The sequence below is a fragment of the Pantoea sp. FN0307 genome, from assembly GCF_050113815.1.
Lineage (GTDB): Bacteria > Pseudomonadota > Gammaproteobacteria > Enterobacterales > Enterobacteriaceae > Mixta > Mixta alhagi.
On the sequence record NZ_JBNJSO010000002.1, the window covers coordinates 555,604 to 572,264 of the forward strand.

General features: G+C 53.9%; 11 protein-coding genes. 9 read left to right on the forward strand and 2 right to left on the reverse strand.

The genetic code is table 11. The features are described from left to right. Positions 1-33: 33 nt before the first annotated feature. Positions 34-1,182: a glycerate kinase gene (locus ACQE3Z_RS10170; RefSeq protein ID WP_426973687.1), complete on the forward strand. Its 1,149-nt coding sequence runs from the start codon at positions 34-36 to the stop codon at positions 1,180-1,182. Here ACQE3Z_RS10170 and barA read toward each other — a convergent pair. Beyond that, positions 1,173-3,902, reverse strand: a complete 2,730-nt coding sequence (barA, locus tag ACQE3Z_RS10175; RefSeq protein ID WP_426973688.1) for a two-component sensor histidine kinase BarA — start codon at positions 3,900-3,902, stop codon at positions 1,173-1,175. The two genes, ACQE3Z_RS10170 and barA, sit on opposite strands and share 10 nt — an antisense overlap. Before the next feature lie 91 nt (positions 3,903-3,993). Here barA and rlmD point away from each other — a divergent pair, with 91 nt between their 5' ends. From rlmD to ACQE3Z_RS10215, 8 genes are all read left to right on the forward strand, one after another. Then, entirely contained in the window at positions 3,994-5,310 is a 1,317-nt protein-coding gene (gene rlmD, locus ACQE3Z_RS10180) for a 23S rRNA (uracil(1939)-C(5))-methyltransferase RlmD (protein WP_426973689.1), read from the forward strand. A gap of 28 nt (positions 5,311-5,338) precedes the next feature. Continuing rightward, entirely contained in the window at positions 5,339-7,570 is a 2,232-nt protein-coding gene (relA, locus tag ACQE3Z_RS10185; protein WP_426973690.1) for a GTP diphosphokinase, read from the forward strand. Between the two features lie 63 nt (positions 7,571-7,633). Further along, positions 7,634-8,428 carry a nucleoside triphosphate pyrophosphohydrolase gene (gene mazG, locus ACQE3Z_RS10190; RefSeq protein WP_250650747.1) on the forward strand — a complete coding sequence of 265 codons (795 nt, stop codon included), beginning with the start codon at positions 7,634-7,636 and terminating at the stop codon, positions 8,426-8,428. Positions 8,429-8,850: 422 nt separating this feature from the next. Further along, the gene (pyrG, locus tag ACQE3Z_RS10195; protein WP_250650746.1) at positions 8,851-10,488 is read left to right on the forward strand and encodes a glutamine hydrolyzing CTP synthase; all 1,638 of its coding nucleotides are present in this window, start codon (positions 8,851-8,853) and stop codon (positions 10,486-10,488) included. A gap of 78 nt (positions 10,489-10,566) precedes the next feature. After that, on the forward strand, positions 10,567-11,862 hold the full coding sequence (eno, locus tag ACQE3Z_RS10200; RefSeq protein WP_085070408.1) for a phosphopyruvate hydratase: 1,296 nt from the start codon (positions 10,567-10,569) through the stop codon (positions 11,860-11,862). A gap of 235 nt (positions 11,863-12,097) precedes the next feature. Next, complete coding sequence (locus tag ACQE3Z_RS10205) at positions 12,098-13,966, forward strand: acyltransferase family protein (RefSeq protein WP_426973749.1); 1,869 nt, start codon at positions 12,098-12,100, stop codon at positions 13,964-13,966. 136 nt (positions 13,967-14,102) lie between these two features. Beyond that, positions 14,103-14,774, forward strand: a complete 672-nt coding sequence (gene queE, locus ACQE3Z_RS10210) for a 7-carboxy-7-deazaguanine synthase QueE (RefSeq protein WP_426973691.1) — start codon at positions 14,103-14,105, stop codon at positions 14,772-14,774. 64 nt (positions 14,775-14,838) lie between these two features. Then, entirely contained in the window at positions 14,839-16,146 is a 1,308-nt protein-coding gene (locus ACQE3Z_RS10215) for an NAD(P)/FAD-dependent oxidoreductase (protein WP_426973692.1), read from the forward strand. A 7-nt stretch (positions 16,147-16,153) separates the two neighbouring features. On the opposite strand, the gene queD is transcribed toward ACQE3Z_RS10215, so the two are convergent. Then, a complete protein-coding gene (gene queD, locus ACQE3Z_RS10220; protein WP_250650743.1) occupies positions 16,154-16,516 on the reverse strand; it encodes a 6-carboxytetrahydropterin synthase QueD in 363 nt (120 codons plus the stop codon). Between the last annotated feature and the right edge of the window lie 145 nt (positions 16,517-16,661).

The following is a 16,661-nucleotide window of genomic DNA, read 5'->3' on the forward strand; positions in this document are numbered from 1 at the left end:
GCTGCGGCCAGCTCAACAGCGCTCGGACTACTTATGAAAATCGTTATCGCACCGGATTCGTATAAAGAGAGTTTATCCGCCCTGCAGGTCGCTTCGGAGATTGAAAACGGCTTTCGGGCAATCTTTCCCGATGCTGAATATGTCAAACTGCCGGTGGCGGATGGCGGTGAAGGCACCGTAGAGGCGATGGTAGCGGCCACGCAGGGTAAAATTGTCAGGTTACGGGTTACCGGTCCTTTAGGGGAGCCGGTTGATGCTTTTTATGGTTTGTCTGGCGATGAAAGCTGCGCGTTTATTGAGATGGCCGCAGCCAGTGGCCTAGAGCTGGTGCCGCCCGCGCAGCGCGATCCGCTGGTCACCACCTCCTGGGGCACCGGTGAGCTTATCGCTAACGCGCTGGATCGCGGCGTACAACATTTTATTATCGGCATCGGCGGCAGTGCGACAAACGATGGCGGCGCCGGGATGGTGCAGGCGCTGGGAGCCAGGCTGCTTAACGCGCAGGATGAGCAGATTGGTTACGGCGGCGGAGCGTTACCGCAGCTGGCGCGCATTGATATCAGCCAGCTCGATCCGCGCCTGCGTCAGTGCCGCTTTGAGGTGGCCTGCGATGTTACCAACCCGCTCACGGGCGATGAAGGGGCTTCGGCGATTTTTGGTCCGCAGAAAGGTGCGACGCCAGCGTTAGTTACCCAGCTTGATAGCGCGTTGGCGCACTACGCGGGCATTATTCAGCGCGATCTCGATATTGACGTGCTGCATATCCCCGGCGGCGGCGCGGCGGGGGGAATGGGCGCGGCCCTGCATGCGTTTTGCCAGGCAGAACTGCGGCGCGGAATCGAAATCGTTACCGAAGCGTTGGGGCTGGATGAGTTAGTCAAAGATGCCACGCTGGTGATCACCGGCGAAGGCCGTATCGACAGTCAAACCGTTCACGGCAAAGTGCCCATTGGCGTGGCAAAAGTCGCGAAGCGCTACAACAAGCCGGTAATTGGTATTGCCGGTAGCCTGACGGCAGATGTCGGCGTGGTTCACCAGCATGGCCTGGACGCGGTTTACAGCGTGATCTATTCCATCTGTACGCTGGAAGATGCGCTGAATAACGCGGCGCAAAACGTACGTATGACGGCACGCAATATCGCCGCAACCCTGAAAATCGGTCAGGCTTTTAATCAGGACTGACTCAAAATGTGGCGCGCCTCCTGCGCCACATTTTCCATCTCATCCAGCAGCTCCAGCAGCTCAGGTTCCAGCGCCATCACTTCGCCATCCAGCCGCAGGCTATGTTCAATCTGTCGGCACAGCTGTTTCATGCGCGGTACGCCGCTGTAGCTGGCGCTGCCGTGCAGTTTATGGATGATTTCCCGCAGCCCATTCTGACGGTTTTCCACCAGGCTCTGCTCGATTTTCTCCTGCACCTCCGGCAGAAAATCAAGCAGCATTTTCAGCAGGTCGCGTGCCAGATCGGGTTTGTTGGCCGCCTGACGCAGCGCCAGCTGCCAGTCAAGGGAGGCTGGAATTGCAGGCGCTTCCGGCACGCCCGGCAGAAGCGTTGGAGAGTAGCGCGCCAGCAGGTGACTGAGTTTCACCTCATCAATCGGCTTGGCAAGATAATCATTCATTCCCGCTTTGATTAAATGTTCGCGCTCGCCATCAATGGCATGGGCAGTCACTGCGATAATCGGCGTATTGGCATGCTGGGGCAGCTCACGAATCAGCTCGCTGGCACGAATACCGTCGATTTCCGGCATCTGAATATCCATCAGAATAATATCCAGCGCCTGCTGACGGGCGACCTCAATCGCTTTTTCGCCGCTGTCACACAGCACAATATTTTCCACCTGCTCCTCCAGCAGCGCGCCAATCAGCTTGAGGTTGGCGGGATTGTCATCAACCGCCATGACCGCCAACGGCAGACGCGCGCGGGCGGGCAGGTCATAGCGTTTGCGCGCCTGCAAATCGAGCATCACCGGCAGCAGCCGCGTGCGGGTTACCGGCTTGCATAAACAGGCATCGATACCGTGTGTTTTTAACTGCTCCGCCTGCAATAACATCTGGCTGGAGAGGGCCATAATTACGCAGTCGGCGCGTGCCTTCAGGCTGTTAATAAAAGCCTGTGATAGCACGCTGTCGCTGCTTTGGCAGACAGGCAAACCGATCAGCAGCATATCGTAACGCGTCTCGGTAAGGCCTTCGAGCGTCAGGCTGTAGCTGACCGTAAGCGGCATGGCGCTCAAAATATCCAGCGCCGCCTGCGCTGCGGCCGGATTCGCCTCAACATAGGCAAGACGCTTGCCGCGCAGCCCATCCAGCGCGCGAGGATCGCTGGCGGCGTTTGGATTCAGCGCCAGGCTGACATGGAACCAGAATGTCGACCCCTGGCCCAGACGGCTGTGAAAAGCGATATCGCCGCCCATCTCTTTCACCAGCTTCTGGGTAATAACCAGCCCAAGACCGGTTCCGCCGTGACGCCGGGAAATACTGGCATCGGCCTGACGAAAAGCCTCAAACAGCTGCGACTGCTGTTTCTCAGCAATGCCAATACCGGTATCGTGTACCTGCACTTCCAGCTCGACGCTGCTATTGCTTAAGCCGCGCTTTTCCACACGAATATCAATATTGCCGCGTTCAGTAAACTTCACCGCGTTACCGATCAGGTTGGTTAAAATCTGCTGCAGGCGCAGCGGATCGCCAATCACATTATCCGGCACCTCGCCCTGAACATTAATCGTCAGCTCCAGTCCTTTATCATGGGCGGAAGGCGCCAGCAGCACCAGCGTCTCATCCAGCGTGGCGCGCAGCGGGAACGGAATTGTTTCCAGCACCAGCTTCCCGGCCTCCAGCTTCGAGAAATCCAGCACGTCATTGATGATGCTAAGCAGGTTATTAGCCGAGCGTTCGATGGTATGCAGGTAGTCGCGCTGCGTGGAGGTGAGCGGTGTTTTTAAGGTCTGACGCGTAAAGCCGATAACGCCGTTAAGCGGCGTGCGCAGCTCGTGCGACATATTGGCAAGGAATTCTGATTTGATGCGGGCCGCCTCCTGTGCCCGGCGCTTGGCCAGATCCAGCTCAACGTTCTGGATTTCCATCTGCTCCAGCGTTTCACGCAGGTCAGAGGTCGCCTGATCGATATTCTGCTGCATCTCTTCATGGTAGGCAGTCAAAGACATCGCCATGGCGTTAATGCCGTTTTTCAGCATATCCAGTTCGCCAAGCATATAGCCTTCAACGCGGCTATCGAGCTGACCGCGACGAATACGATCCACCGTGCTGACCATATTGCGTATCGGACCGGTAACGTCGCGCATCAGGCGATAGGCGAACATCATGGCGATACAGAGACAAAACAGCAGCAGCAGCGTAGAGACAAACACTTCTTTATATTGCTGAAGCCTGACCGACTGCAGATCCAGCTCAATCGCCACGTAGCCCAGCGGATTACCTGTAGGCTTAACGTCCCGCCCAGGCGATTCATCCGGATAGTAATTTTCTGATACCACCGGCGTGCGCAGAACAATGACATTACCGAGGCGTTCTATCGTTGTCAGTTTAGGTGGCTTAGCGCCGCCTGACAGGCGCAGCAGTTCCTGATTCAGGTGATAGTTAGAGGTAACAAATATCTGATGATTGTTATCAAATACCGTAATGGCGCGCACGATATCGGAATGACGGCGATGCAAAAGGCTCACCAGCTGACGTACTGATTCGCGGCTGTGAAAGGTCATGCCATATTCACTGGAAACCGCCAACGGTTCGATGATATTTGCCCCGGCATCCACTAACTGGCGTTGTAGCTCGTTATAGCGATGCACCACAAAAAAAGTACTGAGCAGCAGACCAATCATTAAGGTCGGGGCCAGTATTAAAATCATCATCCTTGCCCGCAGGCTGTATTTGGTCATGATAGTCCGGTATGAGACAATTACGCTGGGCAGTAACGCCGTCAGTCAGGCGTAACTTCGCATAGCAATTATTCAGAGATTTTATTCCACTATGGCGCAATTCTACTCCGCAAAACGGCGTGTGACGACCCGACAAACAATTACGGTCACTATTCACGATCTTGATGCTTTTGGTCAGGGCGTGGCTCGCCATCAGGGCAAGACGCTATTTGTCAGCGGCGCACTGCCGGGCGAGCAGGTAGAGGTTGAGCTGCAGGAGGATAAACGTCAGTACGCACGCGGTCGTGCACGACGAATTCTTCAGCCCAGCGAGCAACGCGTTACGCCGCGCTGCCCATATTTTACCGTTTGCGGCGGTTGTCAGCAGCAGCACGCTTCGCAGGAGTTGCAGCAGCAGAGCAAGGCCAACGCGCTAGCGCATCTGCTCACGTGGGAAACCGCACAGCCAACCCGGGTAGATGAGATTATCGGCGACAGCGCTTACGGCTATCGCCGCCGTGCGCGTCTTGGTCTGCAATATCAGGCCAAAACGCAGACGCTCACGATGGGCTTTCGTAAAACCGCATCAAACGACTTGGTTTCCATCGACCATTGCCCCATTTTGAAGCCCGAACTTGATGCGCTGCTGGTGCCGCTCAGGGCCTGTCTCGCCTCGCTACAGGCAGTACGACGTCTGGGGCATGTTGAACTGGTGCAGGCGGATAACGGTCCGGTGCTGGTGTTGCGACATCTTGATGCGCTAAGCGTTGGCGATCGGCAAAAGCTGGAACGCTTTTCGCATGAGCACCAGCTGGCGTTGTTTCTGGCGCCGGATAGCGAGCAGTTACAACAGATTAGCGGCGAGCCGCCTTACTATATGTCGCATCAGTTGAAACTGAGCTTTAGTCCGCGCGATTTTATTCAGGTCAATGACGCGGTCAATCATAAAATGGTGGCGAAGGCGCTGGAGTGGCTCGATCTGCAGCCGCACGACCGGGTGTTAGATCTGTTTTGCGGCATGGGAAACTTTACCTTGCCGATAGCAAAGGCTGCACAAAATGTTGTGGGTGTGGAGGGCGTAGCAGCTTTAACAGCACAAGGTGCGTATAATGCCCGCCAGAATTGTCTTGAAAACATCACCTTTTTTCATGAGAACCTGGAAGAAGATGTGACGCGCCAGCCCTGGGCGGCGCACGGTTTTGACAAGGTGTTACTGGATCCGGCACGTGCAGGCGCAGCAGGCGTGATGCAACATATTGTTAAACTTGCGCCACAACGTATTGTTTACGTTTCCTGTAACCCGACTACACTTGCCCGCGACAGTCAGGTACTGCTGTCGTCCGGTTACCAGTTAGAAAGGGTTGCGATGCTCGATATGTTTCCGCATACCGGTCATCTTGAATCCATGGTGCTATTCGGTAAAACATAAGTATCTTTACAGGTTGCCAGGAGAGGTTATGGTTGCGGTAAGAAGCGCACATTTGAATACGGCGGGTGAGTTCGCGCTCGATGAATGGATCACCAGTCTGGGGATCGTGAACCCGCAATCAAGTGAACGACTGGCCGATACCTGGCGCTATTGTGAGTCTGTCACTCAGGCGCATCCCGATCAGGCGTTGCTGCTGTGGCGCGGCATTGAAATGGTCGAGATCCTGTCGATGCTGAGCATGGACAATGACACCCTGCGCGCCGCGCTGGTTTTTCCGCTGGCGGATGCTGACATCGTTTCAGAAGAGAAGCTGGAAGAAACCTTTGGCAAGGCGATCGTTTCGCTGGTGCATGGCGTGCGCGATATGGATGCCATTCGTCAGCTTAAGGCGATCCATAACGACTCGATGGCTTCCGAGCAGGTGGATAACGTGCGCCGCATGCTGCTGGCGATGGTGGAAGATTTCCGCTGCGTGGTGATCAAGCTGGCTGAGCGTATCGCCCATCTGCGTGAAATGAAGGATGCGCCGGAAGATGAGCGCGTTCTGGCAGCCAAAGAGTGTACCAATATCTACGCCCCGTTAGCCAACCGTCTTGGCATCGGGCAGCTCAAGTGGGAGCTGGAGGATTTCTGCTTCCGCTATCTTCATCCAGACGAATACAAACGTATTGCAAAGCTGCTGCATGAGCGGCGTATCGACCGCGAGCAATATATCGAAACCTTCGTGGAAAGCCTGCGCACCGAGATGACGCGCGAAGGCGTGAAGGCTGAAGTCTATGGCCGTCCAAAACATATCTACAGCATCTGGCGCAAGATGCAGAAGAAGTCGCTGGCGTTTGACGAGCTGTTTGACGTGCGGGCGGTGCGAATTGTCGCTGAGCGTTTGCAGGATTGCTATGGCGCGCTGGGGATTGTGCATACGCTGTATCGTCATCTGCCGGATGAGTTTGATGACTATGTGGCGAATCCAAAGCCCAACGGTTATCAGTCGATCCATACCGTGGTGCTTGGCCCCGGCGGCAAAACGGTTGAGATTCAGATCCGTACCCGGCAGATGCATGAAGACGCAGAGCTGGGGGTGGCTGCCCACTGGAAATATAAAGAGGGCTCCGGTGGACAGGCGCGCGGCGCACATGGACATGAAGAGCGTATCGCCTGGTTGCGTAAACTGATCGCCTGGCAGGAAGAGATGGCGGACACCGGCGAGTTACTGGAAGAGGTGCGCAGCCAGGTATTTGACGATCGCGTGTATGTGTTTACGCCGAAGGGCGACGTTGTGGATCTGCCTGCAGGCTCGACGCCGCTTGATTTCGCCTATCACATTCACAGCGATATTGGACACCGCTGCATCGGTGCCAAGATTGGCGGCCGTATCGTGCCCTTTACCTATCAGTTGCAGATGGGCGATCAGATTGAAATCATCACGCAAAAGCAGCCCAACCCCAGCCGCGACTGGCTAAACCCTAATCTCGGCTATGTCACCACCAGCCGTGGCCGCTCTAAAATCCACGCCTGGTTCCGCAAGCAGGATCGCGATAAGAATATCGTGGCGGGCCGTCAGATTCTGGATAACGAACTGAATCAGCTGGATATTAGCCTGAAAGAGGCGGAGAAGCTGCTGCTGCCGCGCTATAACGTGGGTACGCTGGATGAATTACTGGCGGCCATCGGCGGTGGCGATATACGTCTGAATCAGATGGTTAACTTCCTGCAGGCGAAGCTGAATAAGCCAAGCGCGGAGGAGGAAGACCGCGAGGCGCTGCGCCAGCTGACGCAGAAAAGCCATACGCCGCAGCGCGCCGGAAAAGAGAGCGGGCGAGTAGTGGTGGAGGGTGTCGGCAATCTGATGCACCACATTGCCCGATGCTGTCAGCCGATTCCTGGCGACGATATCGTAGGTTTTATTACGCAGGGGCGGGGGATCTCCATCCACCGCGCCGACTGCGATCAGCTGGCAGAGCTGATGTCGCATGCGCCGGAGCGAATTGTGGATGCGGTCTGGGGCGAAAGCTACTCCAGCGGCTATTCGCTGGTGGTGCGCGTGACCGCCAACGATCGCAGCGGGCTGCTGCGCGACATTACCACTATTCTCGCCAATGAGAAGGTGAATGTGCTGGGCGTCTCCAGCCGCAGCGATACGCGTAAGCAACTGGCAACCATTGATATGGATATTGAGATTTACAATCAGCAGGTGCTGGGTCGCGTTCTGGCGCGTCTTAATCAGGTTCCCGACATTATAGACGCCCGACGTCTTCATTAATTATCTGACATGCCGTGCCTGGCGCGGCATGTCGCTCCCGCTTATTGGTATTAAGGTTTCACTATGACTGCTCTTGATCGTCTGCTGACTATTATGCAGACGCTGCGCGATCCGCAGCACGGCTGCCCCTGGGATCGCGAACAAACTTACGCCACGATTGCCCCCTATACATTAGAAGAGACCTATGAGGTGATCGATGCCATTCAGCGCGAAGACTATGACGATCTGCGCGATGAGTTGGGCGATCTGCTGTTTCAGGTGGTTTTTTATGCCCAAATGGCGCGGGAAGAGGGACGTTTTACTTTCGATGATATTTGTCACGGCATCGCCGATAAGCTGGAACGGCGTCATCCACATATTTTCGCCGACGCGCAGGTAAAAGACAGCGAAGAAGTGCTGCATAACTGGGAGCAGATCAAACAGCAGGAGCGCGCCGGGAAGGCACAGCACTCGGCGCTGGATGATATTCCACAGGCGTTACCGGCACTGATGCGTGCGCAAAAAATTCAGAAACGTTGCCGCAGCGTGGGCTTTGACTGGAACTCATTAGGGCCGGTCGTTGATAAGGTGCATGAAGAGATTGATGAGGTGATGCACGAAGCGCAGCAGGCAGTGGTGGATGAGGCGAAGCTGGAAGAGGAGGTCGGCGATCTGCTGTTTGCTACCGTGAACCTGGCGCGTCATCTGGGCACCAAAGCAGAGACGGCGTTGCAAAAAGCCAACGTGAAGTTTGAGCGACGTTTTCGACAGGTCGAGCAGATTATTGCGGCGCAGGGCATGAATATGAGCGACGCCACGCTGGAGCAGATGGAAGCTGCCTGGCAACAGGTTAAAGCGGGGGAGAAAGCGGCAGGCTAATCAGCCTGAATGCGGCCTTTTGACTGACCGACATGCTTGTAAAGTTAACATCCCGCCGCCCCCAGCGGGGGACAGACTGCTGCGTAAAGACGTCGTTAATCCATCCTGGAGACTCCGCCGCGTCATCCCTGACGCGGAGGCTTTCCTTCGTAGCCTGTCCCCTGCTTCCCCTGGCACTGATTGCCAGAAAGGTTTTTTGCTATTCAACCTGAGTTTTAGCTTACTCGTTTCAGCTTTTAGCAAAAAATATTCGCTCACTATGACCCAAATCAACCCTCCAGACCCATTGCCCAGGTAAGGTAGGCCGTCATCAGGTGTGGCGATGGCGGCAATGATCAATTGTGAGTAAGAGGTGAATCCAGTATACTGTTTTCCCGTCCTGGTTATTCCACCGTCTTTAAACCTCAACTCTCAGGTTCAGCATGACAACGAACTATATTTTTGTGACCGGCGGGGTCGTATCCTCTCTGGGTAAAGGCATTGCCGCAGCCTCCCTCGCAGCCATTCTTGAGGCGCGTGGCCTGAATGTGACCATCATGAAACTGGACCCGTATATCAACGTGGATCCAGGCACCATGAGCCCGACGCAGCACGGTGAAGTCTTTGTTACCGATGACGGCGCTGAAACCGATCTCGATTTAGGTCACTATGAACGTTTCATCCGCACCCGGATGTCGCGTCGCAATAACTTTACCACTGGCCGCATCTATTCTGAGGTGCTGCGCAAAGAGCGCCGCGGTGATTACCTGGGCGCCACCATTCAGGTTATTCCGCACATCACTAACGCCATCAAAGAACGCATTATCGAAGGCGGCGAAGGCCACGATGTTGTGCTGGTGGAAATCGGCGGTACCGTCGGCGATATCGAATCCTTGCCTTTCCTGGAAGCCATTCGTCAGATGGCGGTAGATGTCGGACGCGAACATACCCTTTATATGCACCTGACGTTAGTGCCTTATATGGCCGCAGCGGGTGAAGTTAAAACCAAGCCGACGCAGCACTCTGTTAAAGAGCTGCTCTCCATTGGTATCCAGCCTGATGTGCTGATCTGCCGTTCCGATCGCGCCGTGCCGGCTAACGAACGGGCGAAAATCGCGCTGTTCTGTAACGTGCCGGAAAAAGCGGTTATCTCTCTGAAAGACGTTGATTCCATTTATAAGATTCCTGGCCTGTTGAAATCACAGGGCCTGGACGATTATATTTGTAAACGATTCAGCCTGAACGTGCCGGAAGCTAACCTCTCTGAATGGGAGCAGGTGATTTACGAAGAATCGAATCCGGGCGGCGAAGTCACCATCGGTATGGTCGGCAAATATGTTGAACTGCCGGATGCGTATAAATCGGTGATTGAGGCGCTGAAGCATGGCGGCCTGAAAAATCGCGTAACGGTTAACATCAAGCTGATCGATTCGCAGGATGTGGAATCGCGCGGCGTTGAAGTCCTGAAAGATCTCGATGCGATTCTGGTGCCGGGTGGCTTTGGCCCGCGCGGTATCGAAGGCAAAATTCTCACCGCTCAATATGCGCGTGAAAATAATATTCCTTATCTGGGCATTTGCCTGGGTATGCAGGTGGCGCTGATGGAGTTTGCCCGTAACGTTGCGGGCATGGCTGATGCCAACTCAACGGAATTTGTGCCAGACTGTAAATATCCGGTGGTGGCGTTGATCACCGAATGGCGCGATGAAAACGGCAACGTTGAAGTTCGCAGCGAGCAGAGCGATCTCGGCGGTACCATGCGTCTCGGCAGCCAGCAGTGTCAGCTGACCGAAAATAGCCTGGTGCGTCAGATGTACGGCTCCGATACCATCGTTGAGCGTCATCGTCACCGCTATGAAGTGAACAACATGCTGTTAAAACCTATCGAAGCGGCGGGTCTGCGCATTGCAGGTCGCTCCGGGGACAATCAGCTGGTTGAGATTATCGAAAACCCGAACCACCCGTGGTTTGTTGCGTGTCAGTTCCATCCGGAATTTACCTCAACGCCCCGCGATGGTCACCCGCTGTTTGCCGGCTTTGTGAAAGCTGCAAGCGAGTACCAGAAGCATCAAGTGAAGTAAGCGTTTTTATAACAGTGCGCGAACGTTTCGCGCACTGTTTGTCTGAGTTTTAGCTTAACTTGTACTGAGGAAAAACTAATGTCCAAAATCGTTAAAGTCATCGGTCGTGAAATCATCGACTCACGTGGTAACCCGACTGTTGAAGCTGAAGTTCACCTGGAAGGCGGTTTTGTAGGTATGGCTGCCGCGCCGTCAGGGGCTTCTACCGGCTCTCGCGAAGCGCTGGAACTGCGTGACGGTGACAAATCTCGTTTCCTGGGTAAAGGCGTCACCAAAGCCGTTGCTGCGGTTAACGGTCCGATTGCTGAAGCTATCCTAGGTAAAGATGCCAAAGATCAGGCGAACATCGACAAGATCATGATCGACCTGGATGGTACCGAAAACAAATCTAACTTCGGTGCTAACGCGATTCTGGCTGTTTCTCTGGCAAGCGCCAAAGCTGCTGCCGCAGCTAAAGGCATGCCGCTGTATGAGCACATCGCTGAACTGAACGGCACGCCGGGCAAATTCTCTATGCCGCTGCCGATGATGAACATCATCAACGGTGGTGAGCACGCTGACAACAACGTTGACATCCAGGAATTCATGATCCAGCCGGTTGGCGCTTCCTCTGTGAAAGAAGCGATCCGCATGGGTTCTGAAGTGTTCCATCACCTGGCAAAAGTGCTGAAAGCGAAAGGCATGAACACCGCTGTGGGTGACGAAGGCGGCTATGCGCCGAACCTGGGTTCCAACGCGGAAGCGCTGGCCGTTATCGCTGAAGCGGTAAAAGCAGCAGGCTACGAGCTGGGCAAAGACATCACTCTGGCGATGGACTGTGCGGCATCTGAGTTCTACAAAGATGGCAAATACGTTCTGGCTGGCGAAGGCAACAAAGCGTTCACTTCTGAAGAGTTCACTCACTTCCTGGAAGATCTGACCAAACAGTATCCGATCGTTTCTATCGAAGACGGTCTGGACGAATCTGACTGGGAAGGCTTCGCTTACCAGACTAAAGTGCTGGGCGACAAAATCCAGCTGGTGGGCGATGACCTGTTCGTCACCAACACCAAGATCCTGAAAGAAGGCATCGAGAAAGGCATCGCTAACTCTATCCTGATCAAATTCAACCAGATTGGCTCTCTGAGCGAAACCCTGGCTGCTATCAAGATGGCGAAAGATGCAGGCTACACTGCCGTTATCTCTCACCGCTCAGGCGAAACTGAAGATGCTACCATCGCTGACCTGGCGGTAGGTACTGCAGCTGGCCAGATCAAAACCGGTTCTATGAGCCGTTCTGACCGCGTAGCTAAATACAACCAGCTGATTCGTATCGAAGAAGCGCTGGGTTCTAAAGCACCGTTCAACGGTCTGAAAGAAGTGAAAGGTCAGTAATAAGACTTTTCAGCTCGCATCTGAATAATGTGACCTGCGTATTTTCTGAAAAGCCCCGTCTTGTGATGGGGCTTTTTTATTATTACGTTGTTAATTAACCAGTTGCGGTGTAAAAGCACTTTTCCAGAACTGTCTGATTTGGTTTAAGGAAGGGTTAATTCTTAACAGAAATATGTACACCTTACGTCATTAATTGTAATGATACGGAAGGTTTAAAATGAAATAGCGCGCTGATATTGACGGTCTACGCGCACTTGCCGTGCTGCCGGTGATCGCCTATCACCTGGGCGTGACCGGTATACCTGGTGGATTCACCGGGGTTGATATCTTTTTCGTGATATCGGGCTATCTGATCTGCGGCATTATTTATCAGAGTGCCATGAAAGGTGAGTTTTCTTATCTGGAGTTCTACAAGCGACGCTGCTTACGTATTTTGCCGCCGCTGTTTGTTGTGCTGATAGCCACCTTGTTGTTTGGCTATCATAACCTGCTTCCGGCGCAGTTTACCGAACTGGGCAATAGCGCTATCGCCACCACGCTTTTCTCTTCAAATATTTTCTTTTGGCAGCAGACCGGTTACTTCGCCGGCCCCGCAGAACTAAAACCTCTGCTGCATACCTGGTCTCTGGCGGTAGAAGAACAGTTCTACATTCTGTTCCCAATCGTGCTGCTGTTTGCCGTACGCTGGTTCCGTCATCGTGTTACTCAGGTCATGCTGGCCATCATCGCCGTGTCGTTTCTGCTTAGCGTGGTTGGCGTGCTGAAAAAGCCCGACTTTACCTTTTATATGTTGCCTACACGCGCATGGGAGCTGGCAATTGGCGGGCTTATCGCGGTTTCGACCCTGGAAACACGTATGGCGACCGTGCGTCAGGAAATCAGGCATCTGATGAGCCTTGCCGGCCTGGCGCTGATTCTGTTCGGCTTTTTCTGGCTCAGCACCAGCAAGCCGTTTCCGTCGTGGAACGCGCTTTGGCCATGTCTCGGTAGTTTCCTGCTGATTCTGGCGGGCCGGGAGGCCATCGTAAACCGCATTCTGGCATTAAAGCCGGTGGTTTATATCGGCATGATCTCCTACTGCCTCTATCTCTGGCACTGGCCGCTTATCGTTTACAGCAAGATGTTCCTGAATATGAATGAGGGAATGCGCGATCTGCTGGTGCTGACGCTGACCTTTGGGCTGGCTATTGCTTCCCGCTATCTGATTGAAATTCCTTTCCGTTACAAGCTGTCGAACCTGAATCCGGTAGCGGTTTCCGCCTTCTCTGTGGTCGGCCTGGTGCTTATCGCGTCGGCTACACTGTATAAAAGCCATGTCAGTAATGAGTCCGGTAAATTTTCCGATCAGGCGCTGGCGGTAGCGAAATTCTCTCAATATCGTAATACCGATGAATATTTTTATCAGTTCCGTTTAGGTAAATGCTTTATTGATGGCAACAGCGAGGCGAAAGGGCATTACGATCGCGATTTCTGCCTGAAAACTTCCGCCACGGAAAAAAATTATCTGCTGGTCGGTGACAGCCACGGTGCCCATCTTTGGCGTGCGCTTAGCCTTGCGGCAGGAGAGAGCGTTAACCTGATGCAGGCCACCTCAGCAGGCTGTAAGCCGGTATCGCACCAGTCCATCAATAATAAATGTACGGAACTGATGGATTATGTTTATCAGCAGTGGCTGCCCAACCATAAAGTGGATGGCATCATTATCTCTGCTCGCTGGTTGCCGGAAGATATCGCGCCGTTGAAAGCGACACTGGAAGCGCTAAAAAAAGTCACCAACAACATCACCGTTATGGGGCCGACGATTGAGTATGCTGAGGCGCTGCCGGATCTGCTGGCCTACCAGGAGAACGGACGTAAAGATTTAGTCTCAAGCTCTATCAACCGCAATATCAAAGGCATCGATCTACGCATGCAGCAGGCGGTAGCGGAAGAGAAGGTTGGTTATATCTCGGTATACAACATCATGTGTCCGAATGATGTTTGCCACGTGTTGGCTTCAAACGGTCAGCCAAGCGCGTTTGATTATGGACACTTTACGCTAAGCGGCGCGAATGATGTTGCGCGCCAGGCGATAGTAACGATGTACCATAATAAATTCCTGTAACAGGCAAAAGCCGCCCGGCCTGATAGCGGGCGGCTTTTTCTCTCTTCAGTTTGTGCCTTTTCTGTCCATGATATTTGGCGTCCCTCCCTTCATCTGCCATAATCTGCGCCCTTAATTCTCCTGACGTGAGTGCGTGATGCAGTACCCGATTAATGAAATGTTCCAGACGTTGCAGGGCGAAGGTTTTTATACCGGCGTTCCGGCAATCTTTATCCGCTTGCAGGGATGCCCGGTTGGCTGCAGCTGGTGCGATACCAAACACACATGGGATAAGCTGGCCGATCGGGAAACCTCGCTGGGCGATATTCTGATAAAAACGGTGGAAAGCGATGCCTGGGGCGCTGCCGATGCCGCTGCCTTATTACAAACCATCGATCAACAGCAGTGGACCGCACGCCATGTGGTGATTACCGGCGGCGAGCCGTGCATCCACGATTTAACCCCGTTGACCGACGCGCTGCAGCAGGCTGGCTTCAGCTGTCAGATTGAAACCAGCGGTACGCATCCGGTGCGCTGTACGGCGCAAACCTGGGTCACGGTATCGCCTAAGGTTAATATGCGTGGCGGTTATGATGTGCTGGACCAGGCGCTGGTGCGTGCCGATGAGATCAAGCATCCGGTGGCACGTCAGCGTGATATCGATGCGTTGGATCAACTGCTGGTTCGCGTAGAGGATGATAAAGCGCGGATTATTGCGCTGCAGCCGATCAGTCAGAAAGAGGACGCGACGCGTCTCTGTATTGCCACCTGCATTGCCCGCAACTGGCGGCTTTCGATGCAGACCCATAAATATCTCAATATTGCCTGATTAACGCCCTTGCCTGCGGGTGGTACACTTCTGTTTTCGGAATGACCACACCAAGGGAAGGGTTATGCCTCATCTACCGTTTAATCAAAACATCTCCGGCTGGCTTAGCCAGTATCCGCAACCGCATCTGTTTCCGGCATTAACCTCTTTGATCGACGCTGATTGGGTGGTGATAGGTGCCGGTTACGCCGGGCTGGCATTTGCCCGACGGCTGGCAACGCTAAAGCCCGCATGGAAAATTGCAGTGCTGGAGGCTGGCACAGCTTATGAAAGCGCGTCCGGTAGAAATTCCGGCTTTATCATCGGACTGCCACACAATATCGGTAGCTCAACGGCCGAGCTAAAAAAAGCTCATGCTTATCGTCAACTGCTGCAGGCAGGCATGCAGCGGCTGAAGGGATTAGTGGACAAGCATCACATCGAATGTGAATGGGAGAGCGCCGGAAAATATCATTGCCAGGTCGCGGCTGGACAGGAAAAGATTTTACAACGTTACTGTTCCAGTCTGGAGCAGATGGCGGAAGATTATCAGCTGCTGAATAGCGATGCCTTACAGGAGAAGCTGGGCACCCGTTTTTATCATAAAGCGATCTTTACCCCGAATACGGTATTAGTGAATCCAGCCCTGCTGATTTCTGGTCTGGCTGCTACGCTGCCTGATAATGTCTCTCTGTGGTACCACAGCCCGGCGCTGACCATCGATTATCATCAGGGCGTGACCGTTTATACTGCAACTGGCGCGGTGCGGGCTAAAAAAGCGATGCTGGGGACCAATGCCTTATTGGGGCATTTGCTGCCCGGCCTGCGTCGCCAGGCAGCAATGGCGACTTTCGCCAGCCTGACGCCGCCGCTCACTCAACAGCAGCTTGCACGACTGCCAAAAATGGACAGTTGGGGCCTGACGCCAGTAAATGCTATCGCGGGTGCCACGCTCCGGTTTACGCAGGATCGCCGTTTCCTGATTCGTCAGCATGTGATCCCTGCACTACAGGGTATGATCAGCGCACGTCAGACGCAGCAGGCGGCCCGCCTGCATTCTCAACTCTTCCACAAAATCTATCCGCAGCTTAAAGACGTAGCGTTTAGTCATTGCTGGTCGGGAACCATTAGCGTGACGCGTAACGGTGCACCGCAATGGGGCCGTATAAATAAATATCTTTATACTGCTGGCGGCTGCAACGGCGCGGGGATCTCAAAGCAAACAATTGCCGGAGAGCTGCTGGCGGATTATGCCGTGGGGGAAGATAATCCGTTGCTGGCTGAAATGCAGGCGCTGGGTAAAGCAAACTGGCTTCCCCCGTCGCCTGTGCTGAATATCGCTATCAACGGTGCGTTACAGAAAGAACGCTGGCTGGGAAAAAAAGAGCGATAAACGGTGCTTATTCGCCGCGATACACGCAACCGGCGGTGCAGGTTTCTTTGATCATGACCGCGCTAAGCAGCGGCACTACCGGTTTCATCTGTTGCCAGATCCACTGCGCCAGCACTTCGCTGGTGGGATTTTCCAGGCCTGCAATATCGTTCAGATAATAGTGATCCAGACGATCGTATACCGGTTTAAAAGCGGCCTTCAGCTCGGCGAAATCCATAATCCAGCCGGTATAAGGGTCGACATCGCCGGTGATTTCAAGACGCACCAGGAATGAGTGACCGTGCAAACGTCCACACTTATGGCCTTCAGGCACATGCGGCAGATGATGGGCGGCTTCGAACTGGAAATCTTTAAAAAGCGTAGTTGCCATAATCGGTATCTCAGTTGTTGCAAAAACCGGCGAAGTCTACCGGAAAAACAGTTTTTTCGCACCCGTTTCCCCCGCTACCGCTATTTTTAACGCTGCGCAATAAATGCTCACTGATTAACTCTTTGATAAGTAAACTCTTTAATAA